This window comes from Pseudomonas citrullilanati (genome assembly GCF_030580855.1).
Classification (GTDB): domain Bacteria; phylum Pseudomonadota; class Gammaproteobacteria; order Pseudomonadales; family Pseudomonadaceae; genus Aquipseudomonas; species Aquipseudomonas citrulli.
In genome coordinates this window covers 24,280-44,716 of record NZ_JAUQOP010000040.1, presented here as the reverse complement: position 1 = coordinate 44,716, position 20,437 = coordinate 24,280, and the positions used below count along the sequence as shown (strand labels likewise).

The 20,437-nt window shown below is 64.1% G+C and carries 20 protein-coding genes; 12 read left to right on the top strand and 8 right to left on the bottom strand.

The features are described 5' to 3' along the window. The first annotated feature begins 126 nt into the window (after positions 1 to 126). The 9 genes from iolD (at position 127) to Q6A48_RS21375 (ending at position 10,788) form a co-directional block, all read left to right on the top strand. Positions 127 to 2,058 (top strand): 3D-(3,5/4)-trihydroxycyclohexane-1,2-dione acylhydrolase (decyclizing), encoded by a 1,932-nt coding sequence (iolD, locus tag Q6A48_RS21415; RefSeq protein ID WP_304556225.1) that lies wholly within the window; start codon positions 127 to 129, stop codon positions 2,056 to 2,058. Between the two features lie 42 nt (positions 2,059 to 2,100). Continuing rightward, positions 2,101 to 3,111, top strand: a complete 1,011-nt coding sequence (iolG, locus tag Q6A48_RS21410) for a bifunctional inositol 2-dehydrogenase/D-chiro-inositol 1-dehydrogenase (protein WP_304556224.1) — start codon at positions 2,101 to 2,103, stop codon at positions 3,109 to 3,111. Between the two features lie 135 nt (positions 3,112 to 3,246). Further along, entirely contained in the window at positions 3,247 to 4,299 is a 1,053-nt protein-coding gene (locus Q6A48_RS21405; RefSeq protein WP_304556223.1) for a Gfo/Idh/MocA family protein, read from the top strand. A gap of 141 nt (positions 4,300 to 4,440) precedes the next feature. Beyond that, on the top strand, positions 4,441 to 4,584 hold the full coding sequence (locus Q6A48_RS21400; protein WP_304556222.1) for a hypothetical protein: 144 nt from the start codon (positions 4,441 to 4,443) through the stop codon (positions 4,582 to 4,584). 51 nt (positions 4,585 to 4,635) lie between these two features. Beyond that, entirely contained in the window at positions 4,636 to 5,562 is a 927-nt protein-coding gene (locus Q6A48_RS21395; RefSeq protein ID WP_304556221.1) for a sugar ABC transporter substrate-binding protein, read from the top strand. 80 nt (positions 5,563 to 5,642) lie between these two features. After that, positions 5,643 to 7,196 carry a sugar ABC transporter ATP-binding protein gene (locus Q6A48_RS21390; RefSeq protein WP_304556220.1) on the top strand — a complete coding sequence of 518 codons (1,554 nt, stop codon included), beginning with the start codon at positions 5,643 to 5,645 and terminating at the stop codon, positions 7,194 to 7,196. Positions 7,197 to 7,230: 34 nt separating this feature from the next. Then, positions 7,231 to 8,253 carry an ABC transporter permease gene (locus tag Q6A48_RS21385; protein WP_304556219.1) on the top strand — a complete coding sequence of 341 codons (1,023 nt, stop codon included), beginning with the start codon at positions 7,231 to 7,233 and terminating at the stop codon, positions 8,251 to 8,253. A 361-nt stretch (positions 8,254 to 8,614) separates the two neighbouring features. After that, complete coding sequence (locus Q6A48_RS21380) at positions 8,615 to 9,019, top strand: TraR/DksA family transcriptional regulator (protein ID WP_024780047.1); 405 nt, start codon at positions 8,615 to 8,617, stop codon at positions 9,017 to 9,019. A 170-nt stretch (positions 9,020 to 9,189) separates the two neighbouring features. After that, complete coding sequence (locus Q6A48_RS21375) at positions 9,190 to 10,788, top strand: methyl-accepting chemotaxis protein (RefSeq protein WP_304556218.1); 1,599 nt, start codon at positions 9,190 to 9,192, stop codon at positions 10,786 to 10,788. 149 nt (positions 10,789 to 10,937) lie between these two features. On the opposite strand, the gene Q6A48_RS21370 is transcribed toward Q6A48_RS21375, so the two are convergent. Both Q6A48_RS21370 and Q6A48_RS21365 read right to left on the bottom strand, forming a co-directional pair. After that, a complete protein-coding gene (locus Q6A48_RS21370; protein ID WP_042730576.1) occupies positions 10,938 to 11,174 on the bottom strand; it encodes a DUF2789 family protein in 237 nt (78 codons plus the stop codon). Positions 11,175 to 11,268: 94 nt separating this feature from the next. After that, positions 11,269 to 11,505: a hypothetical protein gene (locus tag Q6A48_RS21365; RefSeq protein ID WP_304556217.1), complete on the bottom strand. Its 237-nt coding sequence runs from the start codon at positions 11,503 to 11,505 to the stop codon at positions 11,269 to 11,271. Positions 11,506 to 11,927: 422 nt separating this feature from the next. Between Q6A48_RS21365 and Q6A48_RS21360 the strand changes: the two genes are divergently transcribed. The 3 genes from Q6A48_RS21360 (at position 11,928) to Q6A48_RS21350 (ending at position 14,138) form a co-directional block, all read left to right on the top strand. Then, entirely contained in the window at positions 11,928 to 12,377 is a 450-nt protein-coding gene (locus Q6A48_RS21360; RefSeq protein WP_304556216.1) for a hypothetical protein, read from the top strand. Positions 12,378 to 12,563: 186 nt separating this feature from the next. Beyond that, positions 12,564 to 13,574 carry an ABC transporter substrate-binding protein gene (locus tag Q6A48_RS21355; RefSeq protein WP_304556215.1) on the top strand — a complete coding sequence of 337 codons (1,011 nt, stop codon included), beginning with the start codon at positions 12,564 to 12,566 and terminating at the stop codon, positions 13,572 to 13,574. A 126-nt stretch (positions 13,575 to 13,700) separates the two neighbouring features. After that, complete coding sequence (locus Q6A48_RS21350; protein WP_304556214.1) at positions 13,701 to 14,138, top strand: DUF3995 domain-containing protein; 438 nt, start codon at positions 13,701 to 13,703, stop codon at positions 14,136 to 14,138. Positions 14,139 to 14,319: 181 nt separating this feature from the next. Here Q6A48_RS21350 and Q6A48_RS21345 read toward each other — a convergent pair whose 3' ends face one another. Genes Q6A48_RS21345 through Q6A48_RS21320 form a run of 6 tightly spaced genes read right to left on the bottom strand, consistent with a single transcriptional unit; the run spans position 14,320 to position 20,377 of the window. After that, positions 14,320 to 14,673, bottom strand: a complete 354-nt coding sequence (locus tag Q6A48_RS21345) for a Na+/H+ antiporter subunit G (RefSeq protein ID WP_304556213.1) — start codon at positions 14,671 to 14,673, stop codon at positions 14,320 to 14,322. After that, positions 14,670 to 14,948 (bottom strand): K+/H+ antiporter subunit F, encoded by a 279-nt coding sequence (locus Q6A48_RS21340; protein ID WP_304556212.1) that lies wholly within the window; start codon positions 14,946 to 14,948, stop codon positions 14,670 to 14,672. The genes Q6A48_RS21345 and Q6A48_RS21340 overlap by 4 nt, the downstream gene beginning before the upstream one ends. Further along, positions 14,945 to 15,433, bottom strand: coding sequence for a Na+/H+ antiporter subunit E (locus tag Q6A48_RS21335; protein ID WP_304556211.1), 489 nt, complete (start codon positions 15,431 to 15,433; stop codon positions 14,945 to 14,947). The genes Q6A48_RS21340 and Q6A48_RS21335 overlap by 4 nt, the downstream gene beginning before the upstream one ends. Then, entirely contained in the window at positions 15,430 to 17,115 is a 1,686-nt protein-coding gene (locus tag Q6A48_RS21330; RefSeq protein WP_304556210.1) for a monovalent cation/H+ antiporter subunit D, read from the bottom strand. The genes Q6A48_RS21335 and Q6A48_RS21330 overlap by 4 nt, the downstream gene beginning before the upstream one ends. Continuing rightward, positions 17,112 to 17,456 (bottom strand): Na+/H+ antiporter subunit C, encoded by a 345-nt coding sequence (locus tag Q6A48_RS21325; protein WP_003180540.1) that lies wholly within the window; start codon positions 17,454 to 17,456, stop codon positions 17,112 to 17,114. Before Q6A48_RS21325 ends, Q6A48_RS21330 begins: the two co-directional genes overlap by 4 nt. Then, positions 17,456 to 20,377 (bottom strand): monovalent cation/H+ antiporter subunit A, encoded by a 2,922-nt coding sequence (locus tag Q6A48_RS21320; protein WP_304556209.1) that lies wholly within the window; start codon positions 20,375 to 20,377, stop codon positions 17,456 to 17,458. Before Q6A48_RS21320 ends, Q6A48_RS21325 begins: the two co-directional genes overlap by 1 nt. Between the last annotated feature and the right edge of the window lie 60 nt (positions 20,378 to 20,437).

The window sequence follows — 20,437 nt, the reverse complement described above, 5'->3', positions numbered from 1 at the left end:
CGGGGGCGGCGGGGCAGGGCCCCCACCCCGCCCCCCCCCCCCCCCACCCCGCCCCCCCCCCCCCCCCCCCCCCCCCCCCCCCCCCGCTCCCACCCTTGACCGAGTTGCGTTTGAAAAGGTGCAAGCATGACCACAACACGACTGACCATGGCCCAGGCCCTGGTGAAATTCCTCGATAACCAGTACGTCGAGGTCGATGGTGTCCAGAGCAAGTTCGTCGCCGGGGTTTTCACCATTTTCGGCCATGGCAACGTGCTGGGCCTGGGCCAGGCGCTGGAGCAGGAAGCCGGCGACCTGGTGGTGCACCAGGGGCGCAATGAACAGGGCATGGCCCACGCCGCCATCGGGTTCGCCAAGCAGCACCTGCGGCGCAAGATCTACGCCTGCACCTCGTCGGTCGGCCCCGGCGCGGCGAACATGCTGACCGCGGCCGCCACGGCGACGGCCAATCGCATCCCGTTGTTGCTGTTGCCCGGCGACGTCTATGCCAGTCGCCAGCCGGACCCGGTGCTGCAACAGATCGAGCAGTTCCACGACCTGAGCATCAGCACCAACGATGCATTCAAGGCCGTGAGCAAATACTGGGACCGCATCAACCGCCCCGAGCAATTGATGAGTGCCGCGATCCAGGCCATGCGCGTGCTCACCGACCCGGCCGAGACCGGCGCGGTGACCCTGGCGCTGCCCCAGGACGTGCAGGCCGAGGCCTACGATTACCCGGATTACTTCCTGCAAAAACGCGTGCATCGGATCGACCGTCGCCCGGCCACCCAGGCGATGCTCGATGACGCCCTGGCGCTGTTCGAGGGCAAGCGTCGGCCACTGATCATTTGCGGCGGTGGCGTCCGGTATTCCGGGGCCAATGCGGCCTTGCAGGCGTTTGCCGAACGCTTCCAGATCCCGTTCGCCGAGACCCAGGCCGGCAAGAGCGCGGTGGTGTCCAGCCATCCGCTGAACGTCGGCGGCGTCGGCGAAACCGGTTGCCTGGCGGCGAACCTGCTGGCCGCCGAGGCGGACCTGATCATCGGTATCGGCACGCGCTACAGCGATTTCACCACGGGCTCCAAGTGGCTGTTCCGCCAGCCCGGCGTGCAGTTCCTCAACCTCAATGTCAGCCCGTGCGATGCGGTGAAACTCGACGGCGTGCAACTGCTGGCCGACGCCCGCTCGGGCCTGGAGGCACTGACCGGTGCGTTGGGCGATTACCGCGCCGACTGGGGCGGACAAGTCGCCGATGCCAAGGCCCGATTGGACGCCGAGGTGGACCGGGTCTTCCAGGCCGATTACCAGGCCGAGGATTTCGTCCCGCACATCAACGATCACCTGGACCCGGCGGTGTTTCGCGAGTTCATCGAACTCACCGGCTCCTGCCTGACCCAGAGTCGCGTGCTGGGCACCCTCAACGCCACCCTGGCCGATGACGCCATCATCGTCGCCGCCGCCGGCAGCTTGCCCGGTGACTTGCAGCGCAGCTGGCGCAGCAAGGGCGTGAACACCTATCACCTCGAATACGGGTATTCGTGCATGGGGTATGAAGTGAACGCGGCGCTGGGGGTGAAGCTCGCCGAGCCGGACAAAGAGGTCTACGCGTTGGTGGGGGACGGCTCCTACATGATGCTGCATTCGGAACTGGCCACGTCGATCCAGGAGCGGCGCAAGATCAACGTGGTGCTGCTGGACAACATGACCTTCGGCTGCATCAACAACTTGCAGATGGGCAACGGCATGGACAGCTTCGGCACCGAGTTCCGCTTCCGCAACCCGGACACCGGCAAGCTCGACGGCGGCTTCGTGCCGGTGGACTTCGCCATGAGCGCGGCGGCCTATGGTTGCAAGACCTACAAGGTGACCACCCTCGACCAATTGCACGCGGCCCTGGCGGATGCGCGGTTGCAGACCGTTTCCACGCTGATCGACATCAAGGTCCTGCCCAAGACCATGATCCACAGCTACCTGTCCTGGTGGCGGGTCGGCGTGGCGCAGGTCTCCACCAGTGCCCGGACCGAAGCGGCCGCCAGGGCCCTCAATGAGCGACTGGCCAAGGCCCGTCAGTATTAACCCCACCGTATCCATTGCCTCAACCCGAATAAGGAGTTGCACATGTCTTTGAAGCTGGGCGTCATCGGCACCGGGGCCATCGGCCAGGACCATATCCGTCGTTGCAGCCAGACCTTGCTCAACAGCCAGGTGGTGGCGGTGACCGACATCAACCTGGCCCAGGCGGCGAAGGTGGTCGCGGACCTGAATCTTGCCGCCGAGGTCTACCCGGACGGGCATGCCGTGATCAATGCGCCGGATGTCGAGGCGATCCTGGTCACCTCCTGGGGCCCGAGCCATGAAGAGTACGTGCTGGCGGCGATTGCCGCCGGCAAGCCGGTGTTCTGCGAAAAGCCCCTGGCGGTCACCGCCCAAGGCTGCCGGCGGATCGTCGATGCCGAAGTGGCCCATGGCACGCGGCTGGTGCAGGTCGGTTTCATGCGGCCCTACGACGAAGGGTATCGGGCCCTCAAGGCCGTGATCGACAACGGCCAGATCGGCGAACCACTGATGCTGCACTGCGCCCACCGCAACCCCAGGGTGGGCGAGCACTACAAGACCGACATGGCCATCACCGACACGCTCATCCACGAGCTGGATGTGCTGCGCTGGTTGTTGGCCGATGACTACGTCTCGGTGCAGGTGGTGTTTCCGCGCAAGACCAGCAAGGCCCTGGCTCACCTGCGCGATCCGCAGATCGTGCTGCTGGAAACCGCCAAGGGCACCCGCATCGACGTCGAAGTGTTCGTCAACTGCCAGTACGGCTATGACATCCAGTGCGAAGTGGTGGGGGAGACCGGCATTGCCAGGCTGCCGGAACCGTCCCAGGTGCAACTGCGCAGCGAGGCCAAGTTGTCCAATGCGATCCTGATGGATTGGAAGGACCGTTTCATCGCCGCCTACGACGTCGAACTGCAAGCCTTCATCGACGGCGTGCGCGCCGGGCAAGTGGGCGGGCCCTCGGCCTGGGATGGCTTCGCGGCGGCGGTGGCGGCGGATGCCTGTCTCGACGCGCAGCAGAGCGGGCAGATCGTCAGGATCGAATTGCCCGAGCGCCCGCGTTTCTATGGTTGACCACAATCGCCCTGTGGGAGCGGGCTTGCTCGCGAAGGCGTCGTGTCCGTCGACATCAATGTTGAATGTGCCGCCGTCTTCGCGGGCAAGCCCGCTCCCACAGGGGGCAGCGTTTTATCCAAACAAGGAGCTTGCATGCGAATCGGACTGGTGGGCTACGGCAAGGGCGGACGGTTTTTTCATGGGCCGTTGATCAGCAGTTTGCCGGGGGCGACGTTCGTCGGCGTGGTCACGCGGTCGGCCGAGCGGCGTGCGCAACTGGCGGCCGATCACCCGCATGTCCAGGCGTTCGACACGCTTGAGCAATTGGTGGCCGCCGGCGTCGACGCGGTGGTGGTGTCCACGCCGCTGGATGCTCGCCCGGCGGTGGTGCTGGAAGCCATCGAGCGTGGTGTGGCGGTGGTCAGCGACAAGCCATTCGCCCGCGACGCGGCCGAGGCCGAAACACTGGTGCTGGCGGCCGAGCGGGGCAACGTGCCGTTGAGCGTGTACCAGAACCGGCGCTGGGATTCGGACTTCCTGACCTTGCGCAAGCTGCTGGCTTCCGGTGCCTTGGGCCAGGTCGTGCGCTTCGAGTCCAGTGTCGAGCGCTATTCGCCGACGTCGGTGGGCAAGGGCAGCGGTGGCGGGTTCCTGCGTGACCTCGGCAGCCACCTGGTGGACCAGGCGCTGCAATTGTTCGGACCGGTGGCGCGGGTCTACGCCGAGCTGGATTACCGGACGCCCGGGCAGGTTTTCGACAATGGTTTCTTCATGTCCCTGACCCACGTCGACGGGGTGGTCTCGCACCTAAGCGGCAATTGTGTGCAAAACGCACCGCGCCCGCGCTTGCGAGTCAGCGGCACCCAGGGTTGCTACACCGTCGAGGGGCTGGACGGCCAGGAAGCCCAGGCGCTCGCCGGGTTGAGCCCGGCCAGCGCGGGCGAGCGCTGGGGGACCGAGGAACATCGGCGCTGGGGCTGGTTCGAACACGGCACCGAGCGCGAGCGGGTGACCTCGGAACGCGGCTGCTGGATGGCGTACTACCAGCGCCTGCAAAGCGCATTGCAAGGGCAGGGCCCGTTGCCCGTGGAGGCCCGCGATGCCCTGGCGACCACGCGCATCCTGGACGCTGCCCGGCAGAGCGCCGAACAGGCTGAGGTGGTGGTCATGGCCCCGCCCGTGGGCCATGGAATAAAAAACGAATAAAATTCTAAAATTTGTTGATGTGGAAAATATTTTCCAATAAAGTCATTTCCAGGTTACCGACATCCGGTTCCCATTCCGGCAAACGCGTCTTGAATGGGTGGCGGACTTCACAAAAACAAGAAACACAGCCAGGTACCGTCGATGAAAACCTTCAGCCGCTCTGCGTTTCACTTGCCAAGCCTGTCCGCTGTCCTGTCCCTCTTCGGGTCCCTGTGCATCCAGCGCAAGGGCACCGTGGTCTGTTGCATCCCCGGCGCGCCCATCGTGCGCTTGCCGCGTTCCTGATCCGCTACGCCTTATCCATAAAACCAACAAAAAAGTGGAGAAAGACCGTTCATGAAGACCAAGACCCGTATCGCCTCGCTGGCCCTGTCATTGATGCTCACCAGCGGCGCGGCCCTGGCTGACCTGAAGATCGGCGTCAGCATGTCCCAGTTCGACGACACTTGGCTGACCTACCTGCGCGAATCCATGGACAAGAAGGCCAAGTCCCTGCCGGACGGCGTCAGCCTGCAATTCGAAGACGCCCGCAGCGACGTGGTCAAGCAACTGAGCCAGGTGGAAAGCTTCATCAGCCAGAAGGTCGACGCCATCATCGTCAACCCGGTGGACACCGCCGCGACCCAGCGCATCACCAAGGCCGCCGTGGCTGCCGGTATCCCGCTGGTCTACGTCAATCGGCGTCCCGACGAGCCGAAGCTGCCGGCCGGCGTGGTCACCGTCGCCTCCGATGACCTGGAAGCGGGGCGGATGCAGATGCAGTACCTGGCGGAAAAAATGGGCGGCAAGGGCGACATCGTGATCCTGCTCGGTGACCTGGCCAACAACTCCACCGCCAACCGCACCAAAGGGGTCGAGGACGTCTTGGCCAAGTACCCCGGCATCGAGATCAAGGAACGACAGACCGGTACCTGGCTGCGCAACAAGGGTATGGACCTGGTCAACGATTGGCTGACCCAGGGCCGCGAATTCCAGGCCGTGGTCGCCAACAATGACGAAATGGCCATTGGCGCCGCCATGGCCCTCAAGCAGGCGGGCAAGGAGAAGGGCAGCGTATTGATTGCCGGGGTCGATGGCACGCCGGACGGCTTGAACGCCATCAAGAAAGGCGAGATGACCGTCTCGGTGTTCCAGGATGCCAAGGGCCAGGCCGATGGCTCGATCGACACCGCCGTGAAGATGATCAAGAAGCAGCCGGTGGAACAGGCGGTCTGGGTACCGTATCGGCTGATCACCCCGGAAAACGTCGATCAGTTCAAGTGAGGGTCACGGTCCCTGCGGTTCCACCACAATAATAAGCAGGCGAGGTCGCCACAGCGACCTTGCCGAGGGAGTACCTGATCATGTTCGCTTCAGCGACTGCTTCGAGCGCCCCGGCGATGACTTACCAGCCGGACGTATTACGTGATGAGCCGTACCTGCTGGAAGTCGTCAATGTCAGCAAGGGCTTTCCCGGCGTGGTGGCCCTGTCCGATGTACAACTGCGGGTACGCCCCGGCTCCGTGCTGGCCCTGATGGGTGAAAACGGCGCGGGCAAATCCACCCTGATGAAAATCATCGCCGGCATCTACCAGCCCGACGCCGGCGAACTGCGCCTGCGGGGCCAGCCGGTGACCTTCGACACGCCCCTGGCGGCCTTGCAGGCCGGGATCGCAATGATCCACCAGGAGCTCAACCTGATGCCGCACATGAGCATCGCCGAGAACATCTGGATCGGTCGCGAGCAGCTCAACGGCCTGCACATGATCGACCATCGCGAGATGCATCGCTGCACCGCCCGGTTGCTGGAGCGCCTGCGCATCCACCTCGACCCCGAGGAGCACGTGGGCAACCTGAGCATCGCCGAACGGCAGATGGTGGAAATCGCCAAGGCGGTGTCCTACGACTCGGACATCCTGATCATGGATGAACCGACGTCGGCCATCACCGAGACGGAAGTGGCCCATCTGTTTTCGATCATCGCCGACCTCAAGGCCCAGGGTAAGGGCATCATCTACATCACCCACAAAATGAACGAAGTGTTCGCCATTGCCGACGAAGTCGCGGTGTTTCGCGACGGCGCCTACATCGGCCTGCAACGGGCCGACAGCATGGACGGCGACAGCCTGATCTCGATGATGGTCGGGCGTGAATTGAGCCAGTTGTTCCCGGTGCGGGAAAAGCCCATCGGCGAGCGCTTGCTGGCGGTGCGCGACCTGAGCCTGGACGGCATTTTCAAGGGCGTGTCCTTCGACCTGCATGCCGGGGAGATCCTCGGCATCGCCGGGCTGATGGGCTCGGGCAGGACCAACGTAGCCGAGGCGATTTTCGGCGTCACCCCGGCCACCGGTGGTGAAATCCTGCTGGACGGCCAGCCGGTGCGCATCAGCGATCCGCACATGGCCATCGAAAAGGGCTTCGCCCTGTTGACCGAGGATCGCAAGCTCAGTGGCCTGTTCCCCTGCCTGTCGGTGCTGGAAAACATGGAGATGGCGGTGCTGCCCCATTATGTCGGCAACGGTTTCATCCAGCAGAAGGCCCTGCGTGCACTGTGCGAAGACATGTGCAAGAAGTTGCGGGTCAAGACACCGTCGTTGGAGCAGTGCATCGACACCTTGTCCGGTGGCAACCAGCAAAAGGCGCTGCTGGCCCGCTGGCTGATGACCAACCCGCGCATCCTCATCCTCGACGAGCCGACCCGCGGCATCGACGTCGGCGCCAAGGCGGAGATCTACCGGCTCATCGCCTACCTCGCTGGCGAAGGCATGGCGGTGATCATGATTTCCTCGGAGCTGCCGGAAGTACTGGGCATGAGCGACCGGGTCATGGTGATGCATGAGGGCGAGCTGATGGGCATCCTCGACCGCAGCGAAGCGACCCAGGAACGAGTGATGCAACTGGCCTCGGGCTTGTCCTGATGCTCGTCAGTCCAGATAAAAAAGGTAAGTGGCTATGAACGCGATATTGGAAAACAAACCCGCCGCCGCACCCACCAGGTCGCGCCGACGCCTGCCGACGGAACTGAGTATCTTCCTGGTGCTGATCGGCATCGGCCTGGTATTCGAATTGTTCGGCTGGATCATGCGTGACCAGAGCTTCCTGATGAACTCCCAGCGCCTGGTGCTGATGATCCTGCAGGTGTCGATCATCGGCTTGCTGGCCATCGGCGTGACCCAGGTGATCATCACCACCGGCATCGACCTGTCGTCCGGCTCGGTGCTGGCGCTGTCGGCGATGATCGCCGCCAGCCTGGCCCAGACGTCGGACTTCGCCCGTGCGGTATTTCCTTCGCTGACCGACCTGCCGGCATGGATCCCGGTGTTGGCCGGGCTCGGCGTCGGGCTGCTGGCCGGGGCGATCAACGGCAGCATCATCGCCATCACCGGCATCCCGCCGTTCATTGCCACTCTCGGCATGATGGTCTCGGCCCGTGGCCTGGCGCGCTACTACACCGAAGGCCAGCCGGTGAGCATGTTGTCCGATTCCTATACCGCCATTGGGCATGGCGCGATGCCGGTGATCATCTTCCTGGTGGTGGCGGTGATTTTCCACATCGCCCTGCGCTACACCAAGTATGGCAAGTACACCTACGCCATTGGCGGCAACATGCAGGCGGCCCGCACCTCGGGCATCAACGTCAAGCGCCACTTGGTGATCGTCTACAGCATCGCCGGCCTGCTGGCGGGGTTGGCCGGGGTGGTGGCCTCGGCACGGGCGGCGACCGGGCAGGCGGGCATGGGCATGTCCTATGAACTGGACGCGATCGCCGCTGCCGTGATCGGCGGCACCAGCCTGGCGGGCGGGGTGGGGCGCATCACCGGCACGGTGATCGGGGCATTGATTCTCGGGGTGATGGCCAGTGGGTTCACCTTTGTCGGTGTCGATGCCTACATCCAGGACATCATCAAGGGGCTGATCATCGTGGTGGCGGTGGTCATCGACCAGTACCGCAACAAACGCAAACTCAAACGTTGAAAAAGTGCCTGCGCGCCGCTCGGCGACTTTTCATGCAGGCTTGTTCATGTGACAAAGCGCCACGCCTATCCGCGTGGCGTTGCCATTTGTCTTCTTAATACAGCCACCGAAGCGAATTTCTTGTTATAAACGCACTCCGATGACCGCCGAAAGCGTGTCAGAGAACATTTCCAGGGGTTGTCGGACATTTTCCCTATGTTTTCGGTTGCTGAGGCCTCGACTCGGCCTTAGACTGCCGCCCCTCGTAAATTGAGTGCCGGGTGGCGCTTGGAATAGACGGCGCCTTCCTGACGAGCGTGGCAGCTGCGCTGCGGGACGCTCCATAATTCGCCTTAATGCACGTTTTTTTATAGAGATATCAATGACAAAGGAAAAGTTGCTGGCCATGCCGGCGGATGACTACATGAACGCCGAGCAGCTGGCTTTCTTCACCAAGCTGTTGCAAAACATGAAAGTCGAAACCCATGAGCGCATCGAACAGAACCGAATCGCCATTGAGAGCCTGGACTCCCCGGCCGACCCTGCCGACGCTGCTTCCGTAGAAGAAGAGCGGACCTGGCTGGTCAACGCCATCGACCGTGACCAGCGCATGCTGCCCCAGCTGGAGCAGGCCCTGGACCGTATCAACGATGAAAGCTTTGGCTGGTGTGACGACAGCGGCGAGCCGATCGGCCTCAAGCGCCTGCTGATCAGCCCGACCACCAAGTACTGCATCGAAGCCCAGGAACGCCACGAGCAGATCGACAAGCACCAGCGCCAGGCTTGATCCCGCCCCTCGAAGGATCGCAACCGCGCGCTGCCGGTTGCGGTCTTCGCTCAATATATCGCCCTCCCTGCCGTTGACCTGATGCAAGTACCGCGACTAATGGACCATGGATAATGGCCTGGTAGTGGCGTTTAATGCGCTCATAACAACGAGAAGCGTGGGTGACGAACATGGCGACAGACGGATCTCTGGCGGTGCCGGCCTCGGCATCTGGGGCAAAGGGCAGGGCGCGCTGGCTGACGCCGACCTTGCAAAGCCTCGCCCTGGCCTTGCTATTGTGTGGCATGACCCTGGGCGGCTGGTCGCTGTACCTGGGCCTGCCGCTGGTGATGCTGATCGTCTGGTTGCCGCGCCTGCGCTCACGGGTCGTCACGGCACAGGCGCCGGCGACCGATCGACTCTCCGAACTGACCCGCGACTTGTCCTACACCACCAGCCATAACGCGCTGTCGGCCGCCGGTGTCGCCTATTCGGTCAAGCAACTGGCTGGCAAGGTCCAGTCGCAACTCGATGCGGCGGCGCGGATCGTCAGCAACGCCGAATCGATGATCGCCACCGAACAGGCGACTTCGCAGCTCAGCCAGCAGGCCCTGGGCGCCGCCAGCGAGGCCCACCGCAGCAGCGTGGCGGGGCGCAGCGAACTGGTGGAGTCGATCAGCCGCATGCACCAGCTCAGCCAGCGGGCCAACGACAGCCGTGAATTGATCGAAGCCTTGAGCGTGCGCAGCGATGAAATCCAGCGGGTGAGCCTGGTGATCCAGTCGATCGCCAGCCAGACCAACCTGCTGGCGCTGAACGCGGCCATCGAAGCGGCGCGGGCCGGCGAGCATGGCCGTGGCTTTGCGGTGGTGGCCGACGAGGTCCGCGGCCTGGCCGGGCGGACTGCGGCGGCGACCGGCGAAGTCGGCGTGATGGTCGCGGACATCCAACAGCGCACCGCCCAGGTGGTGGAGCAGATCCGCCAACTGGCCGCTGACCTGGACAGCGGTGTGCAGCAGGTCGAGCACACCGGCCAGCACCTGGAGAACATCGCCCGGCTTGCGGAGGGGGTCGAGACCCAGGTCGGCGCCATCGCCCAGGGCACCGACACCAACCGCGAGCAGCTCGACAGCCTGTTCCATGCCATCGAGCAAATGCGCGGCGACCTGTCCATCAGCGACCAGCAAACCCAGCGCCTGGCCGAGGCGGCGGTGCAGATGGAAGGCCAGGCCGAATCCATCAGCGAGCGCCTGGCCGAGGTCGGCCTCGATGATTATCACCAGCGGGTCTATGACCTGGCGCGGGAAGGGGCGAGCCAGATCGCCGCGCAGTTCGAGGCCGATATCGACCAGGGCCGTGTCAGCCTGGATGACCTGTTCGACCGCAACTACCAGGCCATCCCCAATACCCAGCCTGCCAAGTTCCAGACCCGCTTCGACCGCTACACCGACCAGGTGCTGCCGCCGATCCAGGAACCGTTGCTCGCCCGGCACGAAGGCCTGGTGTTCGCGATCGCCTGCACGCAGCAAGGCTACGTGCCGACCCACAACAAGGTGTTCAGCCAGCCCCTGACCGGTGATCCCCAGGTGGACACGCTGAACAACCGCACCAAGCGCAAGTTCTCCGACCGCACCGGCATTCGTTGCGGCAGCCATCAACAACCGGTGCTGTTGCAAACCTACACCCGCGACACAGGCGAACTGATGCACGACCTCTCCGTACCGATCATGGTCAAGGGCCGTCATTGGGGTGGTTTGCGGTTGGGCTATAAACCCGAGAAAGCGCGGTAGGAGCGGTCGCTTCCCGAGGGCTTCGGGATTTCTCCGAGTGCCCTGTGGGAGCGAGCCTGCTCGCGAATGCGGTGGCGCAGTCAACCTCAATCTTGTTGATCCACCGCCCTCGCGAGCTGGCTCGCTCCTACAGTTGGACTGTATCGGGACTACTTGCCGTCGTGCAGGCGCACGTTCAGCTGGTCCACCAGTACCGCTTCTTCGCCGTCGGCCAGCAGCCATTCACGAAGCAGGGCTTTCTGTTGATCCGACCAGAAATCGGCCTCCACCAGCTTGATCTCCGGGGCCAGCGGGTGGGCCACGATGAAGTCGTCGATGGCTTTGCCGTCCGAGGGCAGGCCAAGTTGGTCGAACAGGGTACTGAGCTCGTGGGAAGGCTGTTCCATGGGGTTCTCCTTTGGCGGGCGCCGTCATGACGCCTGGGTGGCTTCTCCTTATCAGAGGCAGGCGACCGCCAGGAGTTCGATCGGCATCAGCCGCTCAAGCGCTCTGTTCGAGACGCCTGGCCAGGTAGCAGGCCTCGTTGTGATCGGTGCGGAATCCTCTTACACGTCCCGTCGACGTTTCTTCGATGTGAAAAAAGCACTTTCCGGCCAGGACAACCCGGTAGCGCGGTTGAACCAGCGAGATGGGCAGGCAATCGGCGCGGTCGAGGGCAGCGGCGGCATCGACGATGCAGGGGCCGATAGCGGGCAGGAGGGGAGTGAAAGTAGCCATGCGAATTCCTTTTCTATGGTTTACCGACGAATTGTCAGGTGCTGCGAGTAGTCTCCACGCCTTCGGCTGCTCTAGAATCGGCAGTGTCGTGTAGACGGCTGCGCCTATCTAAAGCAAATTTTTTTCGACTCGATGTCAGAAAAATGCTTTTTTAAGTGAGAAATTTCCCTAAAGTTAGTAGTCCCACTTTTCCGATGCTCAGCGTGGCGTTTTCCTTCAGCCACTGACGCCCCCTCGGGAAAGACGGCGAGCGTGGCAACCTTTAGTCTGCTCTCGACCGGGACGGGGTGCGCCGTTCATTTCGAATTTCAATGACAGGTCCATTGCGACACACAGTCGGCACGGGTTCTCGTGGCCCGTCCTTTCGCGGGCGGGCCGTTTTCAAAGATGGGGATGTTTCCTTGGCAGTAAGTAATCTCGACATGCACGCGTTATTTGTACTCGGTGACCTGCGGGCAAAACTGGTCAAGCTGTTCCAGTCACGTTTCGTCTACATCACCGAACAGACCGCCGAAGGCATTTATGTCGCCGAAATCGACACCGAGTCGGCCCTGGTGGTCGATGACAAGCCCAGGCTCGAACTCAAGGTCGGGGATCATTTTCGCGCGGCGGTGCTGCCCAGCCGCGAGGGCGGCAAGTTCGAAATCCGCTTTCGCGAGATCAAGCTGACCGTCTATGGCCTGGGTGACTACGCGTTCGTCACGACGTCCACCGGTGAGGCCATCCTGTTCAAGGAAGGCCACAGCGTGGTGACAGTCTTCGCCGCCAATGAACAGTTGCAGGAAGGCCTGACCAAGACCCTGAAGGCGGTCACCGCCAAGGCCGCCAAGTGGCGCAAGGGCGAGCTGGTGAGCTTCAAGGCCAGCGAGTGATACGCCAACGCCGGTGAAACACCTCGAAAACCGGGTGGGCGGCGGCCATTGTGCCCGGGCCGCTTGCAGTTTCTCGGGGGCTCGCTGGAACCTCGGCTACAGTCAATTGACTGAACTATTCAGAGGCTTGCGTTCGCTGACGCAGGACCGTTCAGTTATGTCCGTATCTGGCACGAGGTGCAAAGCATGAAACGAGTTCGACAGTGGTTGGCTGCCTGGGCCACCTTGGCGGTGTTGGGTGCGCCGGTTCCGGCCTTGGCGGCTTCGGCGCCGATCCACTTCGCCGACCTGAACTGGGAAAGCGGCAGCCTGATCACCGATATCCTGCGGATCATCGTCGAGAAAGGCTACGGCCTGCCGACCGACACATTGCCGGGTACCACCATCACCCTGGAAACCGCCCTGGCCAACAACGACATCCAGGTCATCGGCGAAGAATGGGCCGGCCGCAGCCCGGTGTGGGTCAAGGCCGAGACCGAAGGCAAGGTGGTCGCCCTGGGCGATACGGTCAAGGGCGCGACCGAAGGTTGGTGGGTGCCCGAGTACGTCATCAAGGGTGACCCGGCCAAGGGCATCAAGCCGGTTGCGCCGGACCTGCGCAGCGTCGAAGACCTGGCGCGCTACAAGCATGTGTTCAAGGACCCGGAAAGCCCGGACAAGGGACGCTTCCTCAACAGCCCGATCGGCTGGACGTCCGAGGTGGTCAACAAGCAGAAGCTCAAGGCCTATGGCTTGACCGACAGCTACGTGAATTTCCGCAGCGGTTCCGGGGCCGCGCTGGACGCGGAGATCACCTCTTCGATCCGCCGCGGCAAGCCGATCCTGTTCTATTACTGGTCGCCCACGCCCTTGCTCGGGCGTTTCAAGCTGGTGCAACTGCAGGAACCGGCGTTCGATGCCGAGGCCTGGAAAACCCTCACCGATGCCGACAACCCCAACCCGAAGCCGACCCGCTCTCTGGCTTCGAAACTGTCGATTGGCGTCTCCACGCCGTTTCAGCAGCAACACCCGGACATCGCCGAGTTCTTCAGCAAGGTCGACCTGCCCATCGATCCATTGAACAAAGCCCTGGCCGACATGAGCGAGAAACGCACGCCACCGCGCGAAGCCGCCGAGGCGTTCCTCAAGGCCCATCCGCAGGTCTGGCAGGCGTGGCTACCCAAGGACGTGGCGGACAAAGTGGCCGCCAGCCTGTAGTGCTCGTCGCCAACTCTTGATCCTGGGCAATGCGTCCTGGCCTGGAAAGCGGCAATCTGCGCCCGTGCGGCGAAATGCCAAATTCCAGCTAGGATGATTGTTCAACCTTTTTCAGGAGGCTGGCGAATGACGCTTTTATTGGCTCGATCGCTGGTCGCGATGTTTGCGACCATCAGCTTGATTCACTTGTATTGGGCCCTGGGCGGGCGCTGGGCGGTCCTGGCGGTGGTGCCCCAGGTGCCGGCGAAGCACGGCGAGGCGCTGCGACCGGCATTCGATCCATCGGGCTGGCTGACGTTACTGGTGGCCCTGGCGCTGTTGCTGATCGCCGTGCTGGTGAGCCTGCGGGGCGGCTTGCTCGCCCCGCCGGTCACGCACCGGGCGCTGCAATGGCTGATCAGCGCGATCGCCCTGCTGATGTTCGCCCGGGCCATTGGCGAGTCGAACCTGGTGGGCTTCTTCAAGGAGTTCAAGGACTCGACGTTCGCCCGGCTCGATACCTGGGTCTACTCGCCGTTGTGCGTGATGCTGGGGGCGGGGTTGTTGGCGGTGGCGTGGGCTTGAGCCGGCCGAAGCCGAACACATTATTGTGGCGAGGGGATTTATCCCCGCTGGGCTGCGTAGCAGCCCCAAAAAGGCAGAGTACAGCTAGCCAGGCGTACCGAGCTGATTGCACTTAGGGCTGCTTCGCACCCCAGCGGGGATAAATCCCCTCGCCACAACTGTGTTCGGTTTGGGGCATCGGTCAGTCGGTCCTGCGACTGCTCACCTCCGCCGGCACATCATCCCCCGCCATGCGCTTGCGGAACAACGCGGCCCGGGCCAGCAGCAGGGTGGTCACCGGGACGGTGATGGACAGCAGGATCGGGATCAGCCAGGCGTGCAGCACCGGCCCGGACTTGAGGGCGGAAAAGTAGATGATCGAGGCCAACGCCACGCACCAGGCGCCCAGGGTGGACGCCAGGGCCGGTGGGTGCATGCGCTGGAAGTAATCCTTCAGCCGTACCAGGCCAATGGCGCCGGCCAGGGCGAACAGGCTGCCGAGCACCAGCAGGATCGCCACCGGGATTTCAACCCACATCGACCATTCGCCACTCATTCGATCACCTCGCCACGTAGCAGGAACTTGGCCAGGGCGAACGAGCCGACAAAGCCGAACAGGGCGATCAGCAGCGCCGCCTCGAAATAGGTGTCGCTGGCGTAGCGGACGCCCAGCACCAGCATCATCAGCATCGCGATGATGTAGAGGTAGTCCAGGGCCAGGACCCGGTCCTGGGCCGACGGCCCCTTGAACAGCCGCAGCAGGGTCAGCACCATCGCCAGGGAGAACAGGAATAGGCTCAACAGGATTGCATTGGCCAGCAACGGGCTCATTCGAAAATCTCCATCAAGGGGCGCTCGTAGGTGGCCTTGAAGTGCGCGATGAAGGCCGCTTCGTCGTCCAGGTCGAACACATGCAGCAGCAGGATGCTGCGGTCCAGGGCCAGTTCCGACCAGACCGTGCCCGGCACCACCGTGGTGATCATCGACAGCGCGGCCAGGCCGTTGGCGTCGTGCAGGTCCAGCGGTACCTTGACGAACCGCGAGCGCGGCGGGCGGCGGCCGGCGTTCAGCACGCCCCAGGCCACCGCGAGGTTGGAGACCAGCACGTCGCGGCCCACCAGCAGGAACAGCCGCAGTATCACCCAGGGTCGGCGGATGCGGATCGGCCGCGGTCGCAGCGGTCGCATCATCAACGGTGCCAGGAAGCCCAGCACGGCCCCCAGCAACAGGTGGCCGAGGCTCAAGGACAGGTTCATCACCAACCACAACAACCAGAGCGCCAGGGACAGCCACGGTGCGGGGAACAGGCGTTTCATGGCTGTGCCTCCAGCATGGCGGCGCGGGCCTCGGGGTTGGGCACGGCGCGGGTGGCCAGCACCGACATCACGTAGTGTTCCGGGGTGTTCAGCGCTTCGGCGGCGGACTGGGTATAGCGCAGCAGCGGTTCGGCCTTGAAGGTCAGCGCGATGCCCAGGCCCAGCAGCAGGATGATCGGCAGGCACTCGAAGGGCCGCAGCAACGGCGACGGCCGTTCCTGGGGCGTCCAGAAGCGTTGCACGCCCAGGCGCGAGAACGCGATCAGCGAGGCCAGCCCGGACAGGATCAGCAGCGCCAGCAAGCCCCAGGCCTGGTTCGACACCGGTGCCTCGGCACTGGCCCCGAGTCCTTGGGGATTGAGCAGGGCGCTCAACAGGCCCAACTTGCCGATGAACCCGGACAGCGGCGGCATGCCGATGATCAACAGCGCACAGAAAATGAAACTCAGGCCGAGGAACGCCATGGTCCAGGGGATCACTTGCCCGACCACGGCCTTCTGCTCGTCGTCGAGGTTGATGCCCTTGGGTGGCTGCAAGGATTCCAGGGGCCGCGGCAGGGTGTCGTAGTCGTCGTCCAGCGCCAGGTCGTTGGCCGAGCGCGAGCGTTCGATCAGTTCGGCCAGCAAGAACAGCGCGCAGAGCGCCAGGGTCGAGCTCACCAGGTAGAACAGCGCCGCCGCCACCAGGTTGGGTTGGGCGAAGCCGATGGCCGACAGCAGGATCCCGGCCGAGACCAGGATGCTCAGGCTGGCCATGCGCTCCAGGCGCTGGGCCGCGAGGATGGCGATGGCCGCGCAGACGATGGTCGCCATGCCGCCGTAGATCAGCCAGTCGGCGCCGAAATACGCCGAGGCGCCGGCCTGGCCGGAGAACAGCAAGGTCCACAGGCGCAGGATCGTGTAGACGCCGACCTTGGTCATGATCGCGAACAACGCGGCCACCGGTGCGCTGGCGGCGCTGTACGCCGGCACCAGCCAGAAGTTCAGCGGCCACATGCCGGCCTTGGCCAGGAACGCCACCGCGAGGATGCCGGCGCCGGCGTGCAGCAGGCCCCGGTCGGCCTCCGGCACCAGCGGCACCTTCAGGGCCAGGTCCGCCATGTTCAGGGTGCCGGTGACGCCGTAGATCAGCGCCGCGCCGATCAGGAACAGCGAGGAGGCCAGCAGGTTGATGGAAATGTAATGCAGCCCCGACGACACCCGCGCCCGTCCCGAGCCGTGCAGCATCAAGCCATAGGACGCCGCCAGCAGCACTTCGAAGAACACGAACAGGTTGAACAGGTCCGCCGTCAGGAAAGCCCCGTAGAGACCCATCAGCTGGATCTGGAACAGCGCATGGAAACTGGCGCCGGCACGGTCCCAGCGCGCGGTGGCGAACAGCAGGGCGCTGACCCCGACGATCCCGGTCAGCACCAGCATCAGCGCCGACAGGCGATCGACCACCAGGACGATGCCGAACGGCGCCTGCCAGTTGCCGGGCAGGTACACGCCGATGGAGGCGGGCAGGGCCTGGCCCTGGGTCCAGCACAGCAACCACACCGCGATACCCAGGCCGAGCAGGCTGGAGAACAGGTTGATCCTCGCCTTCAGCGGGCGGTGTTTCTCGCCGAGCATCAGCATCAACGCTGCCGTCAGCAGCGGCAGCAGGATGGGGGCGGCGATCAAGTGGGGCGTCAGCGTCATTCCCGGGGCTCCCGGCCGTCCACGTGGTCGGTGCCGGTCAGGCCCCGGGATGCCAGCAACACCACCAGGAACAACGCGGTCATGGCGAAGCTGATCACGATGGCGGTCAGCACCAGGGCCTGGGGCAGCGGGTCGGTGTAGTGCAAGAGATCCTGGGGCACGCCGTCCTTGATGATCGGCTCCTTGCCGATGAACAGGCTGCCCATGCTGAAGATGAACAGGTTGACGCCGTAGGACAGCAGGCACAGGCCCATGACCACCTGGAAGGTCCGGGGCCGCAGCACCAGCCAGACACCGGAGGCGGCGAGTACGCCGATAGCGATTGCGATGACTTCTTCCATCAGGCAGTGGCTCCTTTGAGGGGGGCGGCCTTGGCCTGCAGGCCCGGTTTGTGTGCGCGCACCGATTGGTGGGCCAGGGCGGTGAGGATCAACAGGGTCGAGCCGACCACCACGGCGTATACGCCAATGTCGAAGAACAGGGCGCTGGCCAGGTGAATGTCCCCCAGCAACGGCAGCCTGAAGTGCCAGGTGTGGGTGGTCAGGAACGGATAGCCGACGGCCATCGCCCCCAGGCCCGTGACGGTGGCGAACAGCAGGCCAGTGCCCATCCAGCGCAACGGCCGCAGGCTCATCTGGGCCTCGACCCACTGGGTGCCGGCGACCATGTATTGGAGAATGAACGCCACCGACATCACCAACCCGGCGACGAAGCCGCCGCCCGGTTGATTGTGGCCACGCATGAACAGGTAGAAGGAGACCACCAGGGCAATCGGCAGCAACAGGCGCACCAGCACCGACGGCACCATCATGAAGCCCAACGCGGTGTCGCTGGCCTGGCGCGGGTTGACCAGGTCGGTGACCACGTCCGGCGCCAGCAGGCGCTGTTGCGCTGGCAGCTGCATGCTTTCCTTGGGGGGCCGGAACCGTCGCAGCAGGGCGAACACCGCCAGGGCCACCGCCACCAGCACGGTGATTTCCCCCAGGGTGTCGAAACCGCGGAAATCCACCAGCATCACGTTCACCACATTGCTGCCGCCGCCCTCGGGCAGGGCGCGGCTCAGGTAGAACGAAGAAATGTCGTTGGGCGTCTGGCGCGTGAGCATCGCGTAGGACAGCAGCGCCATGCCGCCGCCGACCGCGATGGACAGTAGCAGGTCGCGTAGGCGGCGCACGCGTGCGCGCCGCTCGCTGTTGGGCAGCGGCGAGGCGTCCTCGATCCGCCGTGGCAGCCAGCGCAACCCCAAAAGGATCAACACCGTGGTCACCACTTCCACCACCAGTTGGGTCAGGGCCAGGTCCGGGGCGGAGAACCAGACGAAGGTCACGCAGGTCATCAGCCCGCAGACGCTGACCATGGTCAAGGCCGCCAGCCGGTGATACTTGGCCTGCCAGGCCGCGCCCAGGGCACAGGCGATCGCCAGCACCCACAGGGTGACGAAGACGATGGAGCCGGGGATCTTCGGTCGATCGCCCCACACCAGCGTGCTGTGCAGCATCGGGATCAGCCCGGCGAGGACGGCCGCCAGTACCAGCCAGAACAATTGGGCTTGCAGGCGGCGGGTGCTGATCCGTCGTTCGAGCCGTCGGCCCTGGCGCATCATCAGCACCAGGCAGCGCTCGAACAGGCGCTTGCCGCTGAGCCGGCCAATGAACGGCGGATGCTTGATGTGGCCCTGTCTGAACTGGTTGCGCAACAGCAGGTACAGCACGATGCCGCCGGACATCGCCACCAGGCTCATGATCATCGGTGCATTGAGGCCATGCCAGATCGCCAGGCTGTACGGGGGCAGCGTCCCGCCCACCACCGGCAACGCGGCCGCCGCCAGCAGCGAACCCACCACCTGGGCCGGGAAAATCCCCACCAGCAGGCAGGTGAACACCAGCAGCTCCACCGGCGCACGCATCCAGCGCGGCGGCTCGTGGGGCGTGTGGGGGAGGTCGGTGGCGGCGGGGCCGAAGAACACGTCGACGGTGAAGCGCAGGGAGTAGGCGACGCTGAAGGTGCCGGCGATGGTGGCGATGATCGGCAGCGCCAGTTCGACCCAGGCCGTGGCGGAAATGAACACCGTCTCGGCGAAGAACATCTCCTTGGACAGGAAACCGTTGAGCAGCGGCACCCCGGCCATGGCCGCGCTGGCAACCATGGCCAGCGTCGCGGTGAACGGTATCAACCGCACCAGGCCGCTGAGCTTGCGGATGTCGCGGGTGCCGCTTTCATGGTCGATGATGCCGGCGGCCATGAACAGCGAAGCCTTGAAGGTGGCGTGGTTGAGGATATGGAACACCGCGGCCACGGCGGCCAGCGGGCTGTTGAGGCCCAGCAGCAGGGTGATCAGCCCGAGGTGGCTGATGGTGGAGTAGGCCAGCAGGCCCTTGAGGTCGTTCTGGAACATTGCGCAATAGGCGCCCAGCAGCAGCGTACAGGCGCCCGCGCCGCCGACGATGTAGAACCATTCCTCGCTGCCCGACAGCGACGGCCACAGTCGCGCCAGCAGGAACACCCCGGCCTTGACCATGGTCGCCGAGTGCAGGTACGCCGACACCGGCGTGGGTGCGGCCATGGCGTGGGGAAGCCAGAAGTGGAAGGGGAATTGTGCGCTTTTGCTCAAGGCGCCGATCAGGATCAGCGCCAGCAGGAGGGGGTAGAGGGCATGGGCCCGAATCAGCTCGCCGGCGGCCAGGACCTTGTCCAGGTCATAGCTGCCGACCACATGGCCGAGCAGCATGATCCCCGCCAACAGGCACAGGCCGCCGGCCCCGGTCACCATCAGCGCCATGTAGGCGCCGCGCCGGGCATCGGCGCGATGGTGCCAGTAGCCGATGAGCAGGAACGAGAACAGGCTGGTCAGTTCCCAGAAGAACACCATCTGGACCAGGTTGCCCGAGATCACCAAGCCGAGCATGGCGCCCATGAACGCCAGGAAAAACGCGAAGAAACGCGGCACCGGATCGTCCGGCGACATGTAGTAGCGGGCGTACAACGACACCAGCGTGCCGATGCCCAGCACCAACAGCGAAAACAGCCAGGCGAAGCCGTCCAGCCGCAGGACGAAGTCCAGGCCCAGGCTGGGCAGCCAGGAATAGGTTTCACGGATCACGCCGCCGTCGGCGATCTGTGGGTACAGCAAGGCCACCTGTACGGTGCCAACCAGGGCCACGAGGCCTGCCAGCAGCGATTCGGCGTTACGGGCGTTATGCGGCAGCAGCGCCGCGACACAGCTGCCGATGAAGGGCAAAAGCAATAGAACTATCAGTGACATAGGCTTCTATTCGGCGGTAGGTTCTCAAGGATCATACGTGCCCTGACCCGGATCACCAAC